General features: G+C 68.5%; 24 protein-coding genes. 13 read left to right on the top strand and 11 right to left on the bottom strand.

Translation table 11 applies throughout. From position 1 onward, the window contains the following. Positions 1 to 65: 65 nt before the first annotated feature. Positions 66 to 1,445, bottom strand: coding sequence for a D-serine/D-alanine/glycine transporter (gene cycA, locus GQ674_RS00735; RefSeq protein WP_159495603.1), 1,380 nt, complete (start codon positions 1,443 to 1,445; stop codon positions 66 to 68). 262 nt (positions 1,446 to 1,707) lie between these two features. On the opposite strand from cycA, the gene GQ674_RS00730 reads away from it, so the two are divergent. Next, positions 1,708 to 3,306, top strand: a complete 1,599-nt coding sequence (locus tag GQ674_RS00730; protein WP_159495602.1) for an EAL domain-containing protein — start codon at positions 1,708 to 1,710, stop codon at positions 3,304 to 3,306. A 171-nt stretch (positions 3,307 to 3,477) separates the two neighbouring features. Here GQ674_RS00730 and GQ674_RS00725 read toward each other — a convergent pair whose 3' ends face one another. Continuing rightward, entirely contained in the window at positions 3,478 to 4,434 is a 957-nt protein-coding gene (locus tag GQ674_RS00725) for a polysaccharide deacetylase family protein (protein WP_159499141.1), read from the bottom strand. A gap of 178 nt (positions 4,435 to 4,612) precedes the next feature. Next, positions 4,613 to 5,818 (bottom strand): MFS transporter, encoded by a 1,206-nt coding sequence (locus GQ674_RS00720; RefSeq protein ID WP_159499139.1) that lies wholly within the window; start codon positions 5,816 to 5,818, stop codon positions 4,613 to 4,615. 345 nt (positions 5,819 to 6,163) lie between these two features. Here GQ674_RS00720 and GQ674_RS00715 point away from each other — a divergent pair, with 345 nt between their 5' ends. After that, positions 6,164 to 7,066 carry a LysR family transcriptional regulator gene (locus tag GQ674_RS00715; protein ID WP_159495601.1) on the top strand — a complete coding sequence of 301 codons (903 nt, stop codon included), beginning with the start codon at positions 6,164 to 6,166 and terminating at the stop codon, positions 7,064 to 7,066. 175 nt (positions 7,067 to 7,241) lie between these two features. Continuing rightward, positions 7,242 to 8,852 (top strand): ABC-F family ATP-binding cassette domain-containing protein, encoded by a 1,611-nt coding sequence (locus GQ674_RS00710; RefSeq protein ID WP_159495600.1) that lies wholly within the window; start codon positions 7,242 to 7,244, stop codon positions 8,850 to 8,852. 9 nt (positions 8,853 to 8,861) lie between these two features. Here GQ674_RS00710 and GQ674_RS00705 read toward each other — a convergent pair whose 3' ends face one another. Next, positions 8,862 to 10,193 (bottom strand): GTP-binding protein, encoded by a 1,332-nt coding sequence (locus GQ674_RS00705; RefSeq protein WP_159495599.1) that lies wholly within the window; start codon positions 10,191 to 10,193, stop codon positions 8,862 to 8,864. A 68-nt stretch (positions 10,194 to 10,261) separates the two neighbouring features. Here GQ674_RS00705 and GQ674_RS00700 point away from each other — a divergent pair, with 68 nt between their 5' ends. Both GQ674_RS00700 and GQ674_RS00695 read left to right on the top strand, forming a co-directional pair. Further along, positions 10,262 to 10,633, top strand: coding sequence for a MerC domain-containing protein (locus tag GQ674_RS00700; protein ID WP_159495598.1), 372 nt, complete (start codon positions 10,262 to 10,264; stop codon positions 10,631 to 10,633). Positions 10,634 to 10,785: 152 nt separating this feature from the next. Continuing rightward, positions 10,786 to 11,478 carry a hypothetical protein gene (locus GQ674_RS00695; RefSeq protein WP_159495597.1) on the top strand — a complete coding sequence of 231 codons (693 nt, stop codon included), beginning with the start codon at positions 10,786 to 10,788 and terminating at the stop codon, positions 11,476 to 11,478. A gap of 75 nt (positions 11,479 to 11,553) precedes the next feature. On the opposite strand, the gene GQ674_RS00690 is transcribed toward GQ674_RS00695, so the two are convergent. Then, positions 11,554 to 11,829, bottom strand: a complete 276-nt coding sequence (locus GQ674_RS00690) for a metal/formaldehyde-sensitive transcriptional repressor (protein WP_159495596.1) — start codon at positions 11,827 to 11,829, stop codon at positions 11,554 to 11,556. A gap of 46 nt (positions 11,830 to 11,875) precedes the next feature. Between GQ674_RS00690 and dmeF the strand changes: the two genes are divergently transcribed. Then, entirely contained in the window at positions 11,876 to 12,871 is a 996-nt protein-coding gene (dmeF, locus tag GQ674_RS00685; RefSeq protein ID WP_159495595.1) for a CDF family Co(II)/Ni(II) efflux transporter DmeF, read from the top strand. Between the two features lie 5 nt (positions 12,872 to 12,876). Here dmeF and GQ674_RS00680 read toward each other — a convergent pair whose 3' ends face one another. After that, a complete protein-coding gene (locus tag GQ674_RS00680) occupies positions 12,877 to 13,173 on the bottom strand; it encodes a hypothetical protein (protein WP_159495594.1) in 297 nt (98 codons plus the stop codon). 130 nt (positions 13,174 to 13,303) lie between these two features. Further along, complete coding sequence (locus GQ674_RS00675; protein ID WP_236546158.1) at positions 13,304 to 13,564, bottom strand: hypothetical protein; 261 nt, start codon at positions 13,562 to 13,564, stop codon at positions 13,304 to 13,306. A gap of 204 nt (positions 13,565 to 13,768) precedes the next feature. Here GQ674_RS00675 and GQ674_RS00670 point away from each other — a divergent pair, with 204 nt between their 5' ends. Beyond that, complete coding sequence (locus GQ674_RS00670) at positions 13,769 to 14,194, top strand: hypothetical protein (RefSeq protein WP_159495593.1); 426 nt, start codon at positions 13,769 to 13,771, stop codon at positions 14,192 to 14,194. Between the two features lie 23 nt (positions 14,195 to 14,217). Here the strand turns inward: GQ674_RS00670 and GQ674_RS00665 are convergent, their stop codons facing one another. Next, positions 14,218 to 14,703: a transposase gene (locus GQ674_RS00665; protein ID WP_159495592.1), complete on the bottom strand. Its 486-nt coding sequence runs from the start codon at positions 14,701 to 14,703 to the stop codon at positions 14,218 to 14,220. A gap of 223 nt (positions 14,704 to 14,926) precedes the next feature. Here GQ674_RS00665 and GQ674_RS00660 point away from each other — a divergent pair, with 223 nt between their 5' ends. Beyond that, positions 14,927 to 15,100: a hypothetical protein gene (locus GQ674_RS00660; RefSeq protein WP_159495591.1), complete on the top strand. Its 174-nt coding sequence runs from the start codon at positions 14,927 to 14,929 to the stop codon at positions 15,098 to 15,100. A 12-nt stretch (positions 15,101 to 15,112) separates the two neighbouring features. On the opposite strand, the gene GQ674_RS00655 is transcribed toward GQ674_RS00660, so the two are convergent. Continuing rightward, the gene (locus GQ674_RS00655) at positions 15,113 to 15,922 is read right to left on the bottom strand and encodes a hypothetical protein (protein ID WP_159495590.1); all 810 of its coding nucleotides are present in this window, start codon (positions 15,920 to 15,922) and stop codon (positions 15,113 to 15,115) included. A gap of 157 nt (positions 15,923 to 16,079) precedes the next feature. Between GQ674_RS00655 and GQ674_RS00650 the strand changes: the two genes are divergently transcribed. Next, on the top strand, positions 16,080 to 16,922 hold the full coding sequence (locus tag GQ674_RS00650; RefSeq protein ID WP_201290201.1) for an MnmC family methyltransferase: 843 nt from the start codon (positions 16,080 to 16,082) through the stop codon (positions 16,920 to 16,922). A gap of 43 nt (positions 16,923 to 16,965) precedes the next feature. Here GQ674_RS00650 and GQ674_RS21480 read toward each other — a convergent pair whose 3' ends face one another. Together GQ674_RS21480 and GQ674_RS00645 are read right to left on the bottom strand one after the other, a co-directional pair. After that, the gene (locus GQ674_RS21480) at positions 16,966 to 17,139 is read right to left on the bottom strand and encodes a hypothetical protein (RefSeq protein ID WP_201290200.1); all 174 of its coding nucleotides are present in this window, start codon (positions 17,137 to 17,139) and stop codon (positions 16,966 to 16,968) included. 20 nt (positions 17,140 to 17,159) lie between these two features. Next, positions 17,160 to 17,972 (bottom strand): alpha/beta hydrolase, encoded by an 813-nt coding sequence (locus GQ674_RS00645; RefSeq protein ID WP_159495589.1) that lies wholly within the window; start codon positions 17,970 to 17,972, stop codon positions 17,160 to 17,162. Between the two features lie 234 nt (positions 17,973 to 18,206). On the opposite strand from GQ674_RS00645, the gene GQ674_RS00640 reads away from it, so the two are divergent. The 4 genes from GQ674_RS00640 to GQ674_RS00625 all read left to right on the top strand — a co-directional run bounded on the left by GQ674_RS00640 (position 18,207) and on the right by GQ674_RS00625 (position 23,321). Next, a complete protein-coding gene (locus GQ674_RS00640) occupies positions 18,207 to 19,133 on the top strand; it encodes a GAF domain-containing protein (protein WP_159495588.1) in 927 nt (308 codons plus the stop codon). A 539-nt stretch (positions 19,134 to 19,672) separates the two neighbouring features. After that, the gene (locus GQ674_RS00635; RefSeq protein WP_159495587.1) at positions 19,673 to 20,068 is read left to right on the top strand and encodes a BlaI/MecI/CopY family transcriptional regulator; all 396 of its coding nucleotides are present in this window, start codon (positions 19,673 to 19,675) and stop codon (positions 20,066 to 20,068) included. Further along, positions 20,065 to 21,618 (top strand): M56 family metallopeptidase, encoded by a 1,554-nt coding sequence (locus tag GQ674_RS00630; RefSeq protein ID WP_159495586.1) that lies wholly within the window; start codon positions 20,065 to 20,067, stop codon positions 21,616 to 21,618. The genes GQ674_RS00635 and GQ674_RS00630 overlap by 4 nt, the downstream gene beginning before the upstream one ends. A gap of 143 nt (positions 21,619 to 21,761) precedes the next feature. After that, on the top strand, positions 21,762 to 23,321 hold the full coding sequence (locus GQ674_RS00625; protein ID WP_159495585.1) for a serine hydrolase domain-containing protein: 1,560 nt from the start codon (positions 21,762 to 21,764) through the stop codon (positions 23,319 to 23,321). Positions 23,322 to 23,333: the final 12 nt, after the last annotated feature.

Genomic DNA, 23,333 nt, shown 5'->3' with positions numbered 1-23,333 from the left:
CCGGCCCCGGCTGCGAACCGAAGGTGAATACCGGGCCGGCCACCACGGCAGGCCCGGTACCAGCGTCAGCGGCTGCCGCCGATCAGGCGCTTGGCCGCATAGCCCAGGCCCAGCAGCAGGAACCACAGCGGGCTGATCGCCAGCGCGTACAGGGTGTCCGGCTGCAGGGTCAGCAGCACCAGCACGAACACGAAGAACGCCAGGCAGACCCCGCACATGAAGACGCCGCCCGGCATCTTGAACCTGGACGCCGCGTGCAACTGCGGGCGACGGCGGCGGTACACGATGTACGAACACAGGATCAGCGACCACACGAACATGAACAGTACGGCCGCCAGCGTGGTGACCAGGGTAAAGGCGGTAACCAGGTTGGGGATCAGGTAGATCAACATGGTGCCCAGAAGCAGGCAGATGCACGAGAACAGCAGGCCCCGCGCCGGTACCGCCGCCCGCGACAACCGCGCGAAGAAGCTCGGGGCGTGCCGCTCTTCGGCCAGCCCGTACATCATGCGGCTGGTGGAAAAGATGCCGCTGTTGGCCGACGAGGTGGCCGAGGTGAGCACCACGAAGTTGATCAGGCTGGCCGCGGCCGGAATGCCGGCGAGCACGAACAGCTCCACGAACGGGCTCTTGCCCGGCACCACCTCGCGCCAGGGGGTGACGGCCATGATCGCGATCAGCGCCAGCACGTAGAACACGATGATGCGCACCGGGATGGAGTTGATCGCCTTGGGCAGGTTGCGCTCGGGATCGGCGGTTTCAGCGGCGGTGGTGCCGACCAGTTCGATGCCGACGAAGGCGAACACCGCGATCTGGAAGCCGGCGAAGAACCCGGCCATGCCCATCGGGAACATGCCGCCGTCGTTGTACAGGTTGGCGAACGAGGCCTGGTGGCCCGACGGCGAGGTGAAGCCCCACGCCACCAGCCCGAAGCCGGTGATGATCAGCGCGCAGATGGCGATGATCTTGATGAGCGCAAACCAGAACTCCATTTCACCGAACAGCTTCACCGTGACCAGGTTCAGGCTGAGCAGCAGGATCACGCACAGCAGCGCCGGTATCCAGGGCGCCAGTTCTGGAAACCAGAACTGCGCATAGGCGGCGATGGCGATCACATCGGCGATGGCGGTGATGATCCAGCAGAACCAGTAGGTCCATCCGCAGAAGAAGCCGGCCCACGGCCCGAGCAGGTCGGTGGAAAAGTCGATGAACGACTTGTACTCCAGGTTGGACAGCAGCAGCTCGCCCATCGCGCGCATCACGAAGAACAGCATCGCGCCGATGATCAGGTAGACCAGCACGATGGAGGGGCCGGCCAGGCTGATGGTCTTGCCCGAGCCCATGAACAGGCCGGTGCCGATGGCACCCCCGATGGCGATCAGCTGCAGGTGGCGGTTGGACAGGCTGCGCCGGAGGTGTTCCGGCGGCACGGCGGGATCGGTCATGGGCGGGGCCAGCAGGGCGAAGGCTCTGAACATAGAAGACCGCTGGCCGCCGCGCCACTGTTGCGTGCAGCGATGGCCCGCTGATGTCGGTTTTGCCTTCCCCGGCAGCGCCTGACGGCCGGGCGGGGAGTGCCCTGACGGGCCTGCCGGACGATCCCGGTTCCAAATCCGGCCGACAGGTGGTGAGATAGCGCGGCGGCCCACAGGGGATCCAGTTCGTGAGCGCCGCACGCTGCTTCCCACCCACGGCATCGAGGTCTGCTTGAACCGCGCCAGGATCATCGCCGCCACCGTGCTGTTCGCCCTGCTCGGCGCCTTCGTGCCGATCGCCGCGCTGGTGTACTTCACTTGGAGCCGCGCCAACGAAGCGGAGGCTGCCCGCCTCCAGCTGACCGCCGAGCGCACCCTGCTGCGCGCCAACCGCGCCTACGAGGCCGGGATGCTGGCCCTGCGCCGGCTCAACCAGAGCCCGCTGGAACCGTGCTCTGCCGACCACCTGCACCTGATGCGGGCGCTCACCCTGAGCACGCACTCTGCCGAACAGGTGGGCTACTTCGAGGACGGCCGGCTGCGGTGCACCTCCTGGGGCATGATGGAGGCCCACGTACCCGAGCCGACGCCAGACCACATCACCGCCGACGGCGCCGGCATCACCCTGGGGGTGCGACCGATTGCCGGGGATGGGTCGCCGCTGATCGCGCTGCACCTGGGCCGCTACGACATCCTGATGGACCCGTCCCGCTTCGTGGACGTCATCGCCGATCCCAACGTGCGCCTGGCCGTGGCCAGCCCCGACGGGCGCCTGATGGCCCAGCAGGACCTGCTCGACCAGCCCCTGCTGCAACGCCTGCTGCGCAACCCGCACAGCGGCATGGACAGCCACACCCTGTATGCCACCGCGCAGGACCAGGAATGGCTGGCCATCGCCACCGCCCCGCGTACCGACCTGCTGGCCAGTTTCCGCGAGCAGTTCCGGCAGTTCATCCCGCTGGGCGTTCTGGGCGCGCTGGCCGCGATCGGCGCGGTGGTGTGGCTGTCGCGGCGGCGGTTGTCGCTGCGCGGGGAACTGGTCACGGCGGTGCGACGGCGCGAATTCCACATGCACTACCAGCCCATCATCGAGCTGGACACCGGTATCTGCGTGGGTGCCGAATCGCTGGTGCGCTGGACCCGGCCCGACGGCAGCCACGTGCGCCCGGACCTATTCATTCCGCTGGCCGAGGAACACGGCCTGATCGACGCACTGACCGACCAGGTGATCGAGCGCGTCATTGATGACATGCGCGAACTGCTGGTCCAGGACCGCAGCGCGCATATCGCCATCAACCTGTCGGCCGCCGATGTCAGCAGCGGCCGCGCGCTCAAGGTGCTGGCGGCCAAACTGGCCGGCACCGGCATCCATCCGCAGCAGATCTGGCTGGAGGCCACCGAGCGCGGCTTCATCGACATCCAGCGTGCGCGCAACACGTTGGCCATCGCCCGGCGTACCGGCCACTGCGTGGCCATCGACGATTTCGGCGTGGGTTATTCCAGCCTGCAGTACCTGCAGCAGCTGCCGCTGGATGCCTTGAAGATCGACAAGTCGTTCATCGATGCCATCGGCACCGACAGCGCCACCAGCCCGGTCACCTCGCACATCATCGACATGGCCAAGACGCTGGGCCTGTTCACCGTGGCCGAGGGCATCGAAACACCCGCCCAGCTGGCCTACCTGCAAGCCCGCCAGGTGGAGTTCGGGCAAGGCTGGCTGTTCTCGCGTGCGCTGCCCCCGGAGGCCTTCATCGCCTTCCACCACCAGCGCCTGCAGCAGTACGGCAAGGCCCGCGAGAACTTCCAGAACCCGAACAGCGCGGTGGAGTAGCGGCGGGCTCTGCCGCGCCGCATGACCAGTGGGGCGCCGTGGCGGTAAAACGCGTCGCCACGCGCCGGGGGCCCACCGCCACACGTAGAGCCGGGCTCTGCCCGGCTGCCGTTATGCGGTAATGCGGAACTGCCGGGCAGAGCCCGGCACCACGTGTTCCGGGGACCTGCCCTACTCGTCCGCAATACCCGCCAACTCCAGCACCCAGCGCGGCACCTTGGGCTCGCCGGCGTAGAAGCTGCGCGGCCTGCCCTCTGCCATCGCCCAGCGGTGGATCCAGCTGATGCCGCCGGCGCCGTTGTAGCCATCGGCGTGTGCATAGGCCGGGTCCTGCAGCGCCTGCTCCAGGGTAATGAACGTGTAGCCCCGGCGACGGGTAGCGGCGATCAGTTCGTCGATACTGGCCGCGTTGAGCGCATTGGCATGCATCAACCACACCTGCGCCGGCAACCGGCCCAGCAGCTGCCGCGACTGGTCTTCGTAGTAGTCCAGCTTGTTCAGCATGTAGGGCACATACCCACGTCGCAGCTGGCGCAGCCGCGCCTCGCGCACTACCGGGTCGGCCTCGGTGTCACGCACATGGTCGTAGGCGAAGGCCCAGATCCACTCGCTGTTGTCCACCGTGACCGGCGCGATGCGATACCCGTGCTGGTCCAGGAAGGCAGCCAGCGCAGCGCGTTGCTCCGGGGTCTCCCCGGCACGCAAGTACGGGTGGCGGAACCAGCGCGGAGCTTGCCCGCGTTCGGCCAGCAACGGGCGCAGGGTCTGCTCGCCACGCAGGATGTCCTGCTCGTAGGCCTCCAGCCCGATCGCATGCAGGTCCACATGGCCACGGGTGTGGTTGCCCAGTTCGAACCCCGCATCGCGCCAGTCGCGCAGCATCTGCACACGCGCCGGCTGCACCTGGCCATCGCGCTCCAGCTTGATCTCGTTGACGAAGCCCACCACCGGCACCTGCGCCGCCTTCAGCGCGGCAAGCAGCTGCGCGTGGCGTTGTGCCAGCTCCGGATCGTCGCGCTCATCCAGCCGCTGCCAGGGCAGGTCGTCGATGGTCAACGCAATGCGCTGGTCCGGCGCGGCCTGCACGGCCGCGGCAAGTCCCAGCAATCCCAGTCCCATCCAACGCAGTACGATGTGGCGCACGCAACCCTCCTGATCCGTGCTGCCACCTTAAACCAAGTGTCATACGGGGCCAGAACACGTGGTGCCTGACCAGAACACGTGGTGCGTCGCCAGAACACGTAGTGCCGGGCTCTGCCCGGCAGTTCGGCATTCCTGCGGCAAAGCAGCCGGGCAGAGCCAGGCGCTACGTCCCTGACGTGGGCGCCCACGCGCCCGGCCGGCGCAGCACTAGCAGTACCGTGGCAACCAGCAGTACCAGCACCACCCCCGGCAGCCACCGCTCGCCCCACGTTTCCAGCATCACCCCACCCACCACCCCGGCAATGGCGATGGCCAGGTTCCAGCCGGTGACCACGAACGACTGTGCGATGTCGCCGGCCACCCCGGCGCGGCGCGCCACGGCGGTCTGGAACAACGTGGGCACGCCGCCGAACGCCATGCCCCACACCACCGTGCCCAGCACCAGCACCCAGGCCGATGCGGGCCACAGCGCGAAGGCCAACGCCGCCAGCACGAACCCGACCGTGCTGGCCAGCACCAGCACGCGCAGCCAGCGGTCCACCCACAACCCGGTGATCCAGATCCCCACCAGTGCGGCCACGCCGAACACCAGCAGCAGCCGGTCCAGCCAGGCCACCGCGCCGGACAACGCCGCAAACGGTTCGATGTAGGTGTACAGCACGTTGTGCGCCAGCACGAACAGGAACATGGTCAACAGCGCCGCGCGCATGCCCGGCAGCCGCCATACCGCACCCAGCGTCTGCCGCGCGCCCGCGCCCGGAGCCGACAGCGCGGGCAGGGCCAGCCGCGCCCACACCAGCAGGCCTACGCTCAGCAGCGACATCAGCGCGAACGCCCAGCGCCAGCCGATGGTCTGCCCAAGCAGCGTACCGGCGGGAATGCCCAGCGACAACGCCAGCGGCGTCCCCACCATTGCCACCGCAATGGCGCGCCCCTGCAACCGCGGCGCCACCATGCGGCTGGCATAGCCGGCCACCAACGACCACAACAGGCCCGCGCTGATGCCGGCGACGAAGCGCGCCACCAGCATCACCGCGTAATGGTGCGTCAGTGCGGTCACCGTGTTGACCACCACGAACCCGGCAATCGCGGCCAACAGCAGCGGTCGCCGCGGCAGCCGCTGGGTGAGGGCGGTCATCGGCAACGCCGCCACCAGCGAGCCGAACGCATAGATGGTCACCAACTGCCCCACCAACGCGCGGCTGACGCCCAGATCGGCACTCATCGGCGACAGCAGCCCGGCTGGCAAGGCTTCGGTGAGGATGGTGATGAAGCCGGCGCAGGCCAGCGCCAGCAACCCGGACAACGGCAACCGCTCGGCCGCCGTGGGCTCCGCGGCAAGCGCACACGTGCCGGCCTCGCCACTCATGCCTGTGCCGCTCATGCCCGTGCCCCGCCGCGGCAGGCGGGGGCGGCGGGCAGTACGGCATCAACGGCGGCCAGCCGCAGCGGGGTAAGGAGGGGCGCATCAAGCACGGAGCACATGGCGGTATTCCAGCAACAGGGGGAGCGCCATGCTCGGCGTTCGACGGCGCGCCAAACACCCAGTCAGCGGTCCAGACATTCCGGACACTGCATTCCGCAATCGGCGCAGACCCCGTACCAGCAAGGGATGCAGCCGATGCCAGCGTGGCACGCACCGCTGCATCCCACCGGCCCCGCGCCACCGCCGCGCGGGGCCGCTAGAGTGGCGCCTTTCCCCATGAGTTCGGCCATGTCGGCTTTGGACAACATCGGCAACCTGCAGACCTTCGTGCACGTGGCCGACACCCGCAGCTTCGTCGACACCGGGCGCCTGCTCGGCGTGTCGGCTTCGGCCACCGGCAAGACCATCACCCGCCTGGAGCAGGCCTTGGGCGTGCGCCTGTTCCATCGCAGCACGCGCAGCGTGACCCTGACCGCCGAGGGCGAGCGCTTCCTGCTGCGCTGCCGGCGCATCCTCGACGAGCTGGACGCCGGCCGCACCGAACTGGCCCAGCAGGTCGCCGCCCCGTGTGGCGTGCTGCGGCTCAGCCTGCCGCTGGTGGGTGACCTGTCGCTGCCGATCCTGTCCGCGTTCATGGCCACCTACCCCGGCATCCGCCTGGAGCTGGATTTCGACGACCGCCTGGTCGATGTGGTCGAAGAAGGCTTCGACGCGGTGCTGCGCGTGGGTGAGCCGTCCGACTCGCGGCTCAGCGCGCGCCGGCTGGGCGTGTTCCCCCGCTACCTGGTGGCCTCGCCGGAGTATCTGGCACGGCGCGGCACGCCCCAGGCCCCGCACGAGCTGCTCCAGCACGACTGCCTGCACTATCGCTTCCCCAGCAGCGGCAAGCTGGAGCCGTGGCCGCTGCCACGCGCGTCCGGGGAACCGCCGTTGGAGCTGCCGGTGTCGATGGTGGCCAACACCATCGAGGCGCGCCTGGCCTTCGCGCTGGCCGGGCGCGGCATCGCCTATATCCCCGAGCACTCGGTACGCGATGCGCTGGCCGATGGCCGCCTGGTGCGCGTGCTGCCCGAGCAGATCCACGCCTGCGGCACCTTCCACCTGCTGTGGCCGTCAGGCCGCCACGTGCTGCCCAAGCTACGGGTATTCATCGATTTCGTCAGCGCCCGGCTCACCGGCGTGAGCTGTTGAACAGCGTGCATTCACTCCCTTGGCGCGGCGCAAACCTATACTGGCGGCGCGACAGCCAGTCGCCTGTGTAATGAGGTATGCCCGCATGCGCCAGTGATGCCCCGCCGTCTGTTTGACGGCCTGTGTCCTTCCCGCCCCGTGCGTGAAGGGAACCCACGGCATCCCTGGAGGTCGCATGACCGCATTTTCCCTCACGCTCGACCGCGTGACCTGCACCCTGCCCGATGGGCGGGTCCTGTTTTCCGATATCAGCACCCACTTCGACACCACCCCGACCGGCCTGGTCGGGCGCAATGGCGTGGGCAAGAGCGTGCTGGCCCGTGTGTTGGCCGGCCAGCGCGCGCCCAGCGCCGGCCAGGTGCAGCGCAGCGGCCGCGTGCACCTGCTGGCCCAGCACAGTGGTGCCCCGCCGGGCAGCATCGCCGCCCTGGCCGGCGTGGCCCCACTGCTGGATGCGTTGGCGCGCATCGAGGCCGGCAGTGTCGATCCCGCCGATTTCAGCGCGGTAGGCGAGCGCTGGAACATCCGCGAAGAGCTGCAGGCACAGTGGCAGCAATTGGGCTTGCCGCCGCTGGACCCGGCGCAACCGGCCGCCTCGCTCAGCGGCGGCCAGGCCATGCAGGTGGCCCTGGGGGGTGCGCTGCTGTCGCAGGCCGACGGCCTGATCCTCGACGAGCCCAGCAACCACCTCGATGCCCGCCATCGCGCGCGGCTGCTGGATGCGCTGGCGCACTGGCGCGGCGGCCTGATCGTGATCAGCCACGACCGCCACGTGCTGCGCGCGATGCAGCGCATTGTGGAACTGTCGCCGGGCGGGCTGCGCAGCTACGGCGGCAACTACGACCTGTATGCCGCGCAGAAGCACGACGAGCACAGCGCCGCCACCGAACTGCTCGCCCTGCGCAAGCGCGAACGGCGCCAGCAGCAGGATGCCGCGCGCGAACAACGCGAACGGCTTGAGCACCGCCAGTCACGCGCGCAGCGCACCGCGCGTACGGCCAACCAGGCGCCGATCCTGCTCGGCGGCATGAAGAACCGCAGCGAACACAGTGCCGGGCGCTGGCAGGCCCAGCAGCTGGAGCGCAGCGCGGTGGTGGACGCCCGCGTGCGCGAAGCCGCTGCGCAGCTGGACGATGCCACCGGGATTGCCCTGCTGGCCCCCCGCCAGGTAGAGCCCGGGCCGCAGCGCGTGGCCGAGCTCACCGACGTCCAGCTGCCGTGGGTGTCGCCACCGTGGCAGCGCCTCACCGTGCAGGTGCAGCGCGGCCAACGCATCGGCGTGCGCGGCCCGAACGGCAGCGGCAAATCCACGTTGCTGCGACTGCTGGCCGGCCAGTGTGAGGCCGTCGCCGGCACCTGCGCGGTGGCCGCACGCACCGCGCTGCTCGACCAATCCCTGTCGTCGCTCCCCGCGCAGGCAACGGCGCTCTCGCTGCTGCGCGATGCCCACCCCGACGCCGGCGACGCCGATGCGCGCACCCGGCTCGCGCTGCTCGGGCTGGACGCCGAACGCAGCCTGCGCCCGCTGTCCACGCTGAGCGGCGGCGAGCGCCTGAAAGCCGCGCTCGCTGCCGTACTGTACGCGCACGCGCCGCCGCAGTTGCTGCTGCTCGACGAACCCGGCAACCACCTCGACCTGCCTTCCCTGGCCGCGCTAGAGCAGATGCTCAGCCAGTTCCGAGGCACGCTGATGCTCGTCTCGCACGACCCGGCGCTGCTCGACGCCGTGGGGCTCACCCACTACATGGACGCGGGCGCCGAAGGCTGGTCGTTGACGGCGGTATAAGCGTCGCCGTCAGTGCCGCGACCACGCCGGGAACGCGTCGGGAAGCAGCTGCCACAGCATCGGCCCGGCGCGCATCTCGGTATCGGTAAGCAGGCAGGCGTCGAACTCGGCACGCACCGCGCGCTCGTCCATCTCCACCCCGATCACCGCCAGCTCCTGGCGGCGATCGCCCCACCACGGGTGCCACATCCGGCGCATGGCCTGGTACTCGCCGGCATCGCCCACCTCGTCCATGCCCGGCATGGGCGCGGTCCAGCAGGCGGCCTGTTGGCGCACCCAGCCCACGTCGGTGTACGGCACCTGCGGCGGTGGCAGCAGTGGCGGGGTGTCTTCCAGCCCGGCCTCCACCCGCTGGCGCGAGGCGTACCAAAAACCGGCAGCCTCGGTGCGGGTAGCCGCGCCCACGCTGGACAGCTCGCCCACCCAGTCCATGCGGTTGGCCAGCCAGAAGAACCCCTTGCTGCGAATCACCGGCCCCAGCCCCTGCTGCAGCAGCTGCGCGAAGCGCTGCGGGTGGAACGGCCGGCGCGCCCGGTACAGGAAGCTGCTGATGCCGTACTCCTCGGTCTCCGGCGTATGCACACCACGCAGCGCCTGCATCCAGCCCGGTGCCAGCTGCGCCTTGATGTAGTCGAAGCGGTGCGTGTCCAGCACCTCGTGCAGCGGCACGTTGCCGTGCTCGGACAACACCAGTCGCGCCTCGCGGTTCATCGCGCGCAGCACGGCCAGGGTCGACTGCAGCGTGTCGTCGGTGATCAGGTCGCACTTGCTCACCACGATCACGTCGGCAAACTCGATCTGCTCGGCCAGCAGGTTCACCACCCCACGCACGTCATCGGCACCGGCCTCCTGGCCACGGTCGGCAAGCCGGTCGGTCGAGCCGAAGTCGTGCAGGAACTGCTGCCCATCCACCACCGTCACCATCGTATCCAACCGTGCGATGTCGTTGAGGCAGAAGCCGTCCTCATCGCGTACCGAGAACGTGGCCGCCACCGGCATCGGTTCGGCGATACCGGTCGATTCGATCAGCAGGTAGTCGTAGCGGCCTTCGGCGGCCAACCGCTTGACCTCCTGCAGCAGATCGTCGCGCAGAGTGCAGCAGATGCAGCCATTGCTGAACTCCACCAGGGTCTCTTCGGTACGCCGCAGTGCCGCGCCGCCATCGCGCACCAGCTGCGCGTCGATGTTGATCTCGCTCATGTCGTTGACGATCACCGCCACCCGCCGTCCCTCGCGGTTGCGCAGCAGCTGGTTGAGCAGCGTGGTCTTGCCGGCGCCAAGGAAACCGGACAAGACGGTTACCGGCAGGCGGGCATCGGTGGAGGCAGCAGTGGCGTTCATGGAGGGACAGGGTTCGCAGTGGAATGAAATGTTACTATATAACATTCACTGATCCGGGCCCCACCCCCATGAAGCGTTCCTCAACCCTGCTCGATGCCGGCGCCATCGCCCTGTCCAGCCTGTGCCTGCTGCACTGCCTGGCACTGCCGATCCTGGCCGCCACCCTGCCCTTGTTCGGGGTGTGGGCACAGGCCGAGTGGGTGCACGTGCTGTTCGTGGGCATCGCCGCCCCGCTGACCGGCTTCGCCCTGTGGCGCGCGCACCGCCAGCAGCGCCTGCCTGCGGCCGCCGTCACCAGCGCCGCGCTGGGCCTGCTGCTGTTGCTGGCCGGCGCCGCCGAGTGGCCCAGTCACGACAGCGAAACGCCGATGACCGTCGCCGGCAGCCTGCTGCTGGCGGCCACGCATGTGTGGAACGCATGGCGGCGGCATCGGCATTGAGCGGGCCACGTGCTCATTGCACGTATCAATTGACGTGGACGTTGCCATGCAATTGAAGATTTGCGGACAACGCGTTGATGGAACCGGGGCACATTCCACGCTGTTGACTCAGCCCAACATGGAGATCCTGATTCTTCATGAGGTTGTTAAGAATGAAATTCTCCATTGCTTTGCTCGCCCTTCTGCCGCTTCACGCCCACGCCGATGGACAACAACCACCACAGGATTCAGTCACCTTCGATGCATCGGGGCAACGCATCGTGCTGCAAACCAGGGAATGGTCCGACTTTGGCGGTGGGCACATGGCGGTTCAGCAGAAGCTTCGGGTCGGCGAGGACGGGAATCTGCATTACACGTTTGAGGACCAGAGCAGTGCGACCCAGGCGTACCACCGCGCGCTCTGTGACGTGGATGGACTTGAACCGGCGATCGGAGGCACGGCCATCTTCGTGGGCGAGGCCACCGGTTGGCATTGCAATAGCGTTATCGAGCATGGTCAGGACGAAGAACTACCCGACGGGGAACGCTCCACAGACCTGCCGCCTCGCTCAGTGGATTTTGTTGTTGCAAACGCCCCCACTGGTAGCGCCCTGGCCGGGACAAACTTCCTCTCCACCGGTAACGTTCGCTTCCAGAGCTCTCAAGCTGGGTCAATGCAGGGAGGCGTGCAGGTCGACGGTCGATGCAGCACCTACTTCTCGAAGTATTTCGCAAATCCATTCACTGGGAGTCATATCGCGCAGGTGAGCTGCATTGTTCACCAGCCGCGTTTTGTAACCACGGGCATGGAAGGTTGCGTACCGAAGCAATGCGGCAATGCTACCGGCACCATTTCGGTACGGTAAGCCGCGCCCACGCATTCCCCCTCGGACAAACTGCACGCGGGCGTACCACGAGCAGCTGCAAAAATTGCTGGGCGCTTACTTCCCGTAGGCGCGCAGCAGCTTGACCAGTACCTGGGCCTCGGCGGCGCGCTCGACCGGATCGGTCGGGCTCACCACGTGCTCTTGAAGGTGCTCGTCCAGCAAGGCCATCAGCAGGCCGTGGGCGGCACCGCGTACGGCTGAGGCCTGCATCAGCACATCGGTGCAGTCGGCCTGCTCGGACTGCAGAGAACTCTGCAGCGCGGCCACCTGGCCGGCCATGCGGCGGACCCGGGCGAGCAGCGCCTTTCGGCGTTGTTGGACATGTGACATGGGCCGAATAATATACCCTATGGGGGTATATTCACATGACCTCGCCATGACCCTCGCCGCCGCCGCCCACGCCCGCCGCCACACCCATCACTTCGACGATGGCAACCCCCTGGCCGAACGCAGCACGCGCCGCGCGTTGTGGCTGACCACGGTGATGATGCTGGTGGAAATCGTCGGCGGCTGGTGGTTCAACTCCATGGCCGTGCTGGCCGATGGCTGGCACATGAGCTCACACGCGCTGGCACTGGGCTTGGTGGCATTCGCCTATGCCTGTGCCCGCCGCTACGCGCATGACGGCCGCTTTGCCTTCGGTACGTGGAAGATCGAGATCCTGGCCGGCTACACCAGCGCCATCGCGCTGCTGGGTGTTGCACTGCTGATGGCGGTGCAGTCCGCGCAACGGCTGTTCGCGCCCAGCGCCATTCATTACGACCAGGCCATCGCGATCGCCGTGGCGGGCCTGGCGGTGAACCTGCTCTGTGCCTGGTGGCTGCGCGATGGTCATGGGCATGGTCATGGGCACGATCATGCACATCATCACGGCCACGCACATGGTCATGGTCACTCACATCCGCACGCGCACGATCACGATCACCCGGCGCAGGATCTCAACTTGCGCTCTGCTTACCTGCACGTGATTGCGGATGCGGCCACGTCCGTACTGGCCATCGTCGCCCTGATCGCCGGCAAGGTATGGGGCGCGGCCTGGCTGGACCCGGTGATGGGCCTGGTGGGCGCGGTACTGGTAACCGTGTGGGCAGTCGGCCTGCTGCGCGACACCGGGCGCGTGCTGCTGGACGCGCAGATGGACGCGCCGGTAGTGGCCGAAGTGCGGGAAGTGATCGAACAGGGCCCGTGGCCGGCGCGCCTGGCCGACCTGCATGTGTGGCAGGTTGGACGCGGCAAGTTCGCCGTGGTCGCCAGCGTGGTCACGGCCGCGGAACTGGATGCCGACCGTATTCGCGAAGCACTGTCGATCCACGACGAACTGGTGCACGTCACGGTGGAAGTACATCGGGTAGATGCGCTACCGGCCGCCTGAAACCTTCAGCGGTGCAGCAGCATCGACACGAGGAACAGCGCCAATGGTGCCGTGCTGACCACCGCACCGACGATCCCCAGCCACGGCCAGCGTTCCTGGCGCACCCGCGAGGCCATGCTGGCTACCAGCCCCACGGCCGCCGCCGCGAGCACGCCGATGGCGACCCCGGTGGTCCCGGCCCCGGCAATGACGCCGTGATTGGCCACGCCGGCCAGCCAGCCGGCCGCACCGCCCACGGGCAGGCCAAGGAAACTGCACAGCCCTAACAGGGGTGCGCGCGTGGCACGCGGTGGTGCGGGCACGGATGCTGGTGCGGGCGAAAGGGTGTCCTGGGGCACAGGCGCTACTCGTCTGGAATGCCTCCACCGTACACCCAGAGCCACATCCCCGTGGAAGTGCATTAGGTGGCTGCAGCGTCTGGGCGCAGAGCCCTCAGTGATGCACGATGAAGGCCACGATGAAAAGCAGCAGCGGCGCCTTGCTGACCAGGGCACCGGAAACGCCCAACCACGGCCAGCGCTCCTGGCGCTCGCGCGAGGCGATGCTGGCCACCATCCCCACGCCTGCCGCCGCCAGCACGCCGATGGCGCCCGTGATGCTGCTGCCCACACCCGCAGCCCCCTGCCCGCCCATGTCTGCCAGCCAGTAGGCCGCAGCGCCCAGCGGTAGCCCGAGGAAGCTGCACACGCCCATTAACGGGGGCCGGGCTGCGGGTTGCCGTGGTTGGAACGATGTCGCCGGTGGCGGACGGGGGTGCGGGGGCACGGGCGCTGCTCGTCTGGACTGCCACCAACGTACACCCTGGCGCATGCCAGTGGCGTACACGCTGGGCTCTCTACACGGCGTCGTTGGACGAGGTTGCCTAGACTGCGCCTATCGCCGTAGGAGGTCACCGCCATGCGCCCCGCCGTTTCACTGCTTCTGCTTGCCCCGGTACTGCTGCTTGGCGCCTGCGGCAACCACGACAACGGCGCGGGCGTGTTCTCTGCCGATCCCCTGCTGGGCTGCTACGCCACCCACGCACGCAAACCCGCCGAGTTCCGCATCGAGCAGCAGCAGGGCCAGTACTTCGTCAGCTTCAACCGCGACGAGCAATGGCAGCGCGACCCCACCGCACTGCAGGTGTCCTCGCGCGCGGACATCGCCCGCTACTTCAAGGACGATGCCGACCAGATCGACAAGGCGCTGGTCCGGCCCAACGGCGGGTTCGGCATCTTCCACTTCAACCCGGGCGCCACGCTCAAGGGCAAGGACAAGAACAGCGACTACATGGCCCTGGTGCTGATCGGGGCCGGGCCGGTGTTCAAGGTACGCTGCGGCTGATCCTGGCGCCAACGGGCATTACCTCAGCATGGTGCCTCCTCCTGCCGCCCCGTGCGATGGATGGAGCTGTACGGCCACTCCATTGCATCGCGCACGTGGCCGTGCTTTACCGGGTTCTGGTGCACATAGGCCACGTGCCGATGGAAGTCGTCCTCGTCCAGGATGCGATGCTCACGGAAGCTGCTGTGCCACAGCGGCCGCGCGGAACGATCGCGACGTAGCACCGCGCGCGGCGGCTTGCCCGGCAGGTGACGGTCGAAGATGGCCTGGATCTGTGTCCAGCGCCGGTGCCCGTCATCGTCGCCCGCCGGCAGCGTCCACACGCCATGCAGATGGTCGGGCAGCACCACGATGGCGTCGATGCGGAACGGCCGTGCCTGCTGCGCCACCCGGAACGCCAGCCGTAATGCCTGTGCGTGCTCCACCAGCAACCCGGTGTGGGCACGGTGCAGGTGTGCACTGAAGAAGTACGCGTTGCCAGGCTGCCAAGGGAGGTGATCGCAGGTCATGCACGCAGTGTCCGTGTCCGCCCGCGCCGCAACGATCAGGACACGCAGCGCCGCTGGCTGGGAAAGCCGCGCATGCTGCTGTCATCAAACGAGTCGGGGAGGGTCAGACATCCCCTCATCGGGGTGGCGACGTTACACTGCGCGGTCACCTGCACCCCCCGACGACGAACAGCGCGCGGCCCTGTTCAGTGCCGGCGAACTTGCCCAGATCGAAGAAGCCCTGTTGACCCCGGACGGCCAGAGTGGCGTGTTCCGTTTCAAGGCCGGTGCACGCGTCCAGGGCGATGCGCTGAACGAGGCGCATGTGGTGATTGAACGCGGCAAGGTGCGTGCGATGCGCAAGCAACGCTGCCAGTGGTTGTTCAGCCGCGGAACGCTGTCGCGCTACGGCACCTGACGCGCACCTTCCTCAGCGATGCTGCACCTTGCAGGCCACCCGCGCGGTGGCGGCGATCCGCTCCACCAGGCTCCCGTCCTCGCGCCGGCCCAGCCGTTCAAACGCCTTGGAGGATTCGGGCAGCAGCCGGCGCAGCGCCTGACTGACCGGCACCGACCAGGTGGTCACGGCGGCATCGCCTGCGCCGGGGTCACCCAGCACCCACGGCAGCATCAGCAACGTGCGCTCGTTGGAGGCCAGCACCTGCGTTGGTCGGTGCTCGTAGCGGATGACCACTCGCATGGCGGGGTCATCGTCGGTCCAGATGCCGTTGGCGTAGTAACGGCCCAGCTGTCCCTTCAGGGAGTCGCGCTGCAGCAGCGCATGCGCCCTGGCCTCGAACGCGCGCGGGGTGCAACCGCGTTCCGGCGTCGAATAGTACGACAGCACCTGCTCCAGTATCCGCGCTGGCCGCACCCGGCGCGCCACCGCGTCCACGCCGCGCTCGCGCGGCCACGGTGGAGCAGAAACCGCCCACAGCAGCTCGGCAACGCGTTGCGCCGGGATCGCATCGGTCACCACCGCATCCGGGTCTTCCTGGCTGTCCAGCTGCGAGCTGCGCTGGAAGGTGCGTCGGCCAGCGCCCGGTTCCAACCGATGCACTTCGTCCACCCGGCCCCAGCCGCTGTACTGGTAGCGGATCTCGATGGACTGCACGTCCTGCAAGGCGCCTGCCGGCGGGCCATGCGGCGCGCTGCAGCCGGTAACCAACACGACGCCCAGCATCATCAGCGCGCGCGCCCAGCGCGACAAACGGCGGATGTATTCCAACGGTGTGACCACGTCGATTCCCTGTAAGGCCCTGCAGCGCGGTATGCCGCCGGTACTATAGAGCCTCCTGCCCGGCCGCAGCCTGCCTCCGGCCGCGGTCTCAGGTACGATGCCTTCCCCTGGCTGACCTGACGCCACGCTGCCCCGCAGCCCCGGCGCCCCCACTCCCGTGCCCCATTACACCGGCCCCCTGCTGACCCGCCCGCTTGCCGAAGCCCTCACCCGCGCCCGCGACAGCGGCGCGAACGAATGGACCGGCTCGCTCGACCTCGGCCTGTCCACCGGCACCGCCACGCTGGCTGCCGACCACTGGCTGTGGAAGGGCGAGCGCTACGACTACCCGGGCAAAACCAAAGACCGCACCCTGTATTACTGGGATGGCGAAGAATTCCTGGCGGTGTCGCGCTTCGGCTCGGCGCTGATCAAACTGGTGCCCACCGAGTGGGATGCTCCCACTTTCGAGATCGACGGCATCAAGATGCTGCCCAGCGCGCAGGTGTCGCCGTTTGAAGACGCGCGGCGCAAGGTGGCGCTGATTGCCCCGGCCGGCAAGACCGTGCTCGATACCTGCGGCGGGCTCGGCTACTTCGCGGCGTGCTGCCTGGAAGGGGGCGTCACCCGCATCCAGTCGTTCGAGAAGAACCCGGACGTCCTGTGGCTGCGCATGCTCAACCCATGGTCGCCCGACCCGGAGGCGGCCAGCAGCGGCGGGCGCCTGTCGCTGACCCATGCCGACGTGTCACAGGCCATTGAAGCGCTCGAATCCAGTTCGGTCGACGCCATCCTGCACGACCCACCGCGTTTCGGCATTGCCGGCGAGCTGTATTCGCAGGTGTTCTACGACCAGTTGGCGCGGGTGATACGCAAGGGCGGGCGCATGTTCCACTACACCGGCGCGCCGAACAAACTCACCAGCGGCCGCGATGTGCCGCGTGAAGTGGCCAAGCGCCTGGAGAAGGCCGGTTTCAAGGCCGACCTGGCCATGGACGGCGTGCTCGCGGTTCGCCGCTGACGTCGCCGCCCGTTTCCGGGCGACGGCGCGTGAGCGGGGCGCGTTACTCCCCGCGCGGCAGCTTTGCCGCCCACATGTTGTCCACCAGGTTTGGATACGCCCGGCCGTTTTCTTCAGCCCGTTGCCGTGCGGCTTCTTTCTGTGCCGGTGACAACGGGCGCGAGGCCCCGCTCTTGGGGTTGGGCTTCTTCCACGGCGGGGTGCGGGTCTGGCGCATGGGCAGATGCTACCGCACCGTTACTTGGCCAGGAACGCGACCAACGCCGCGTTGAACTGTTCGGCGTGGCTGGCGTTGCAGCCGTGCGGGGCGTCCTTCAACACCACCGCCTCGCTGCCGGCAATGGCCGCGTGGGTACGCTTGCCTGAACCCTCGTACGGCACCGTGCCATCGCTGTCGCCGTGCAGCACCAAGGTGGGCACGGTGACCTTCTTCAGGTCCTCGCGGAAGTCGGTGGTGCCGAAGGCCTTCATGCAGCCCAGCGCGGCGGTCTGGTCGGACTGCTTGCACAAGGCGATGGCCTCCTGGCGCTCTTTCTCGCTGACCTTGAGCTCCCCGTTGGCGCTGAAGAAGTCCTTGGTGAAGCCGTCGAAGAACGTATCGCGATCGCGTTCCAGACCCTGCTTCATCTCATCGGCCTTGGCCTGGGTCAACGGACCTTCGGGGTTGTCATCGGTCTTGAGCATGTAGGGCGGCACGGCCGAGGCGAACACCACGCTGTGCAAGCGCTGCTCGCCATGGCGGGCGATGTAGCGCGCCACTTCGCCGCCGCCCATCGAGAAGCCCACCAGCGTGACATCCTGCAGGCCGAGGTCGTTGATCACCCCGGCCAGATCGTCGGCCAGCGTGTCGTACTCGTAGCTATCGGACGGCTTGTCCGAGCGCCCGAAGCCACGGCGGTCGTAGGCCACCACGCGGTAGCCGGCGTCCTTCAGCACCGGCACCTGCGCCTTCCAGGATTCGGCAGACAGCGGCCAGCCGTGGATCAACACCACCGGGCGGCCGGTACCGCCGGTATCTTCAACGTGCAGGCGAACGCGGGAAGCAGTCATGGAAACTCCGTGTGTGGGCGGAAAGAGAGTGCCGATGCTAGGCAGGCGGCACCGCACGGCCTGTGAAAAAATCCGCCGCACTCTCTACGCCGCCTGCACAGCCGGGCGCACCGTGCGGCAGGTAGGGGATGAATCGGGCATCAACCGCAGCGCGGGGCATCCACCCCGGGTTAACCCTTCCACGCACCGACGTGCTCTACGCTTGCGATATCGACGACGCCATCAGGACAGTGCATGACCCCACCCTCGCCTGCGCCCGCCACCGAAGCCGACCGCCAACGCGCCCTGGACGCCCTGCATATCGTGGGCAGCCTGCCCGAGCCGGCCTACGACGACATCGTCAAGGTGGCGGCCGCCGTATGCGGAACACCGATGGCGCTGGTCACCCTGATCGACCGTGACCGCCAGTGGTTCAAGGCGCGCACCGGGCTGGACGGGATGCAGACCGAGCGCAATGTGGCCGTATGCGACCACGCCATCCGCCAGCCCGACCGGTTGATGGAAATCGGCGACCTGGCGCAGGACGCGCGCTTCGCCGACAACCCCGTCCTGAACGACATCGGCGCACGTTTCTACGCCGGCATGCCCCTGGTCACCGAACAGGGCGCGGCGGTGGGCAGCGTGTGCGTGGTGGACGTCACCCCGCGCGAACTCAATGCCGTGCAGCGCGATGCGTTGCAGGCGCTGGCCCGGCTGACCATGACCCTGATGGAAAGCCGCAGCCGCGAACGCGACCAACAGGTGGCCGCCATCCTCGACCACGCCGTGCCAGCGGAGGAAACGTCGCCCGACCCGGCCAGCGCCTACACCGTGGTGATCCTGGAACTGCAGGATCTGGCCACGCTGGCACAGCAGCTGGGGGAGCGCACGCTGGACCGCCACCTGCAGCAACTGGACGTCGCGCTGGAGCAGTGCCTGCAGCTGGACCGCGGCGACAGCCTCAACCGGGTCACCGGCAGCGGCGAGTTCATCGCAGTGCTGGGCAGCGCCCATGCCCCGGACACCGTCGCCGCCTTTGAGGCGGTCGCGGATGACACCCTGCAACGACTCGGCACGCCCTTGCTGCTGGGCGCGGCGTCCACCGATCGCGGCGAATCCACCACCGCCGTGTTCCTGCGCGCGGACCAGGCGCTGAGCGCCGCCAAGCAGCGGGGCCACTGACCTTCCAACGTGTGGGCCGGGGTAGCGGCAGTGCCTGTCTCAATCGATGAGACAGGCACGCCGCATGCTGCAGCACGTACCACCCCAAAGAGACCGGGACAGATGGACCTTCGCCCGCTTTATCCCCGCGCCACCGCCCCCGCCGTGCTGGCCCTGCCACGCGTTGCCTGCGGCGGTCTGGCCCGCACGTTGCTGCTGCACGGCGTGGGCGCACACCCCGCCTCGCGCGCCGCGCTGCGCAGGGCATTGCGCAGTACCGCGCCAGCCGGGGCATGCCAATGTTGCCCCGCCGCGCCGCGTTCGCAGGGGTGCGCCGCATCTCCGGCCGTCCGTAGCACGGCCTGCACGAGCAGCAAGACAACGTGCGTAGCCAGCGCCTGAGCGCGCGCGTTTCGAACCCGCCCAGCCGACCCGCCGTCATGCGCCATCAGGCATCCACGCATGGCGCATGAGGTGCCCCATTACTAATTACATAGTTGACATGCCAAGCGCGGCGGGCGCACGATCCGATCATCAACTAAAAAACCAGTAGACAGCCCATGGCCCGCCCCAGCTCGCCCACCCTGACCGACTCCGAGCGCCGCATCCTGGAAGTGCTATGGAAGACCAAGGAAGCCTCCGTGCGCGAGGTAACCGACGCGCTGTCGAAGAAGAAGCCGGTGGCCTACACCACCGTGCTGACCATGTTCAAAGTGCTGGAAAAGAAAGGCTTGGTGACCTACCGCAGCGAAGGCCGCGCGTTCATCTACAGCGCCGCCATCAGCCGCAGCGAGGCCCGCCGCCAGGCCCTGGAAAACCTGCTCAAGTCGTTCTTCAACGACTCGCCCAGCGTGCTGGCCCAGCACCTCATCGACGAACACAACATGGACGCCGACGAACTGGCCGCCCTGCAGAAGCGTGTTGACGACGCGGCCACCCCGGGGAAATCGTCATGAGCGCATCCGCCACCCACACCCTGCTGACCGTGGCCGTGCAGCACCTGTGGCATGCCGCGCTGTTGCTGGCCCTGGTGCTGCTGGTAGTGCAGCGCGCGCGCCTCAGCGCCGAGGCACGCTCGTGGCTGCTGTGCGGGGCCTTCGCACTGGCTGCGGTGTCGCCGCTGCTGGTGCTGCTGCCCCGCGAAGCGGTCACCGTAGCTGAGGCTGCGGTGGCCCTGCCCACTGCAGCACAGTCGACCCCACTACCGGCCTCGGCTGTGCCGGCCGCGCCAGCGTCACCCACTGCAACACTGTCCGCTTACGTATCCACCGCGCTGCAGGCATTGGCGATGATCTGGCTGCTCGGCACGCTGTGGGGACTGCTGCGCCTGGCGCAGGGCATCTGGCAGGCCCGCCGGCTGCACCGTGCCGCGCGTACTGCCCCCGCACTGGACGCCCTGCTCGGCCCGGCACTGCCGCGCGGCAGCTGCGTCGCACTTTCCGATGCAGTGGCCGGCCCGATGGTGGTGGGCCTGTTCGCGCCGCGCATCCTGGTCCCACCGCATCTGGCCCGCACGCTGTCGCCCCCGGCGCTGCGCGACCTGTTGCTGCATGAAGCCGCGCACGTGCAGCGCCGTGATCTCTGGGTAACCGCCCTGCAGCGCACTCTGCTTGCGGTGTATTGGTGGAGCCCGTGCCTGCGCATGCTGGGCAACCGGCTGGAGCTGGCCCGCGAAATGGCCTGCGATGCCCGCGCCGCACACCGCTCCAGCAGTGGCCGCGACTACGCAGATTCGCTGCTGCGCGGTATCGCCGGCATGGTGCAGCAACGCCCGCAGCGCGCCGCCTTGGCCGTGGGCATGTCGGGTAGCCGCAGTGGGCTGACGCAGCGCGTGGACGGGCTGCTGCAGTTGCAGCGTGGGCAGGTGAGCTGGCGTACCCGGGTGCGGTGGAGCGCACTGTGCCTGGCCGCGCTGGCCACCCACGTGGGCGTCACCGTCGCGGCCACCCCGCGCCTGGGCACGCCAACCATGGTGGCGCCCAACAGCGACACCGCCATACGCACCGCATCGGCACAGGCCGAGCGCCTGCTCGACGCCGCCGCAGACGGCGACCTCCCCCAGGTCCGGCAGCTGGTGCAGGCCGGCGTCGCGGTGGATACCCAACTCCCCGGTGACGGCACCGCGCTCATCGCCGCCGCGCGCCACGGGCACCTGGCCACGGTAGACGCGCTGCTCGCCCTGGGTGCCGCGCCGGACCTGGCCTCGCGTGGCGACGGCAACCCGCTGATCGCCGCCGCCCGCCGCGGCCACCTGCCCGTGGTGGAACGGCTGGTAGACGCCGGCGCCGACGTCAACCGCATCGTCGCCTACGACGAGACCCCGCTGATCAACGCCGCCCGCTCCGGCGACGTGGACACCGTGGCTTACCTGGTCAACCACGGTGCCGACGTCAACCTGGGCGTGGTGGCCGACGCCGGGCAGTGGCGCTCGCCATTGAACCAGGCGCGCAACAGCCGCGTGCGCGACTACCTGATCCAGCGCGGCGCCGTCACCGGCCGCCGCTGAGCCCACGCGCACACCGCGCGTAACCCGTCCCTGCAACAGCACCCCCACGTGGTGGCCGCCCGGCCATCACCGGCCGGCTGCGGCCTGCGTTTGGCAACGCCGCACCGGTTTTCCTGCCCGCACACCCCACCCCGAGGTTCCGCATGGTTTCGATCCGTCGCGCTTCCCCTGCCGCCACCGTCCTGCCGCACCGCCATATCCTGCTGCGCGGCGCGCTGGCCACCACGCTTTCACTGCTGCTGGCCCTGCCCGCCTTCGCCGCCGACCGCCACGACACCGCCATCGACGGCGCACTGACCGCCGGCCTGCGCCCCAGCGTGGTGCCCGCCAGCGACCCGCTGCCGCGCTGGTCGCTGCAGGCGCGCATGGCTCACTACCACGTGCCCGGTGTCGCCATTGCGGTGCTGCGTGATGGCAAGCTGGTGCACAGCGCCGGCTACGGCCTGCGCCAGGCCGGTAGCCGCGATGCCGTGAACGCGGACACGTTGTTCTCGGTGGGCTCGGTCAGCAAGGTCATCACCGCGGCCACCACGCTGCGGCTCGTAGCCGATGGCAGCCTCGCGCTGGACCAGGACATCAGCCGCTACCTGCGCAGCTGGAAGATACCGGCGACGCCCACCACCCCGACCCCGCAGGTGAGCCTGCGCATGCTGATGTCGCACACCGCCGGGCTGGGCGTGCACGGCTTTGCCGACTACCTGCCGGGCGAACCACTGCCCACGCTGCTGCAAACGCTGGACGGCATCGCCCCGGCGAAGAACACACCGGTGCGCCTGATCCACGCCCCCGGCGAGCGCGGCGACTATTCCGGCGGCGGGGTGATGGTGGAACAGCAGGTGCTTGAAGATGCCAGCGGCCAGCCGCTGGACGCACTGGCCCGCACGCAGGTGTTCGCACCGCTGCACATGCAGCGCAGCCGCTTCACCACCCCGCCGGACACCCTCGACAACATCGCCAAGGCCCACGACGGCGACGGCGCCCCCACCGCCCTGCCGCGCGGCTGGCAGACGTTCCCCGAAGCCGGCGCGTCAGGCCTGTGGACCAGCGCCAATGACCTGGCCGCCTTGGTGGCGGCGCTGACCAACAGCTATCGCGCGCCAGGCGGCTTCCTGCCGCAGCCGATCGCCATCGACATGATGACCAAGGTATCGCCGAGCTGGCATGGCCTGGGCCCGCGCCTGGACGGCAGCGGCGCCACCCGCATCTTCCACCACGGCGGCTCCAACGACAGCTACCGCGCCTGGATCGAAGGCTATCTGGACAGCGGCGACGGCCTGGTCATCCTCACCAATGGCGAGAACGGCGCCGAGCTCACCACCGAGATCCGCAATGCCCTGTCCGACGCACTGGGCCGTGGTGTGAACCCGCCCGTCCGCCCTATCGCGCTGGACCTGCGCGCACCCGCCTATGCCGACTACGCCGGCGTGTTCGAGCAGGACCGCAGCGTGCCCATGGCACACCGCCGCGCCCTGGCCGACATCTTCGACATTCCGGCATTGCAGGTGAAGGTGGCCGACGGACAGGTGCGCGTGGGCGTTGCCGGGCGGCCGCAGGACGGGCACGTACTGCCGCTTGCCCCCAACCGCTTCGTGTCACCGGATATCGACGGACTGCAGATCGAGTTCCACCGCGATGCGTGGGGCAAGGTCAACGCGTTGAGCGTGGTGCATGGCGAGGCACGCGCGTACTACGTGCGCAAGTGACAGTGACGTGCG

The sequence above is a fragment of the Stenotrophomonas sp. 364 genome, assembly GCF_009832905.1.
Lineage (GTDB): Bacteria > Pseudomonadota > Gammaproteobacteria > Xanthomonadales > Xanthomonadaceae > Stenotrophomonas > Stenotrophomonas maltophilia_AP.
Note: the sequence above shows the minus strand (reverse complement) of the source record. Positions and strands in the feature narration are given on the sequence as shown.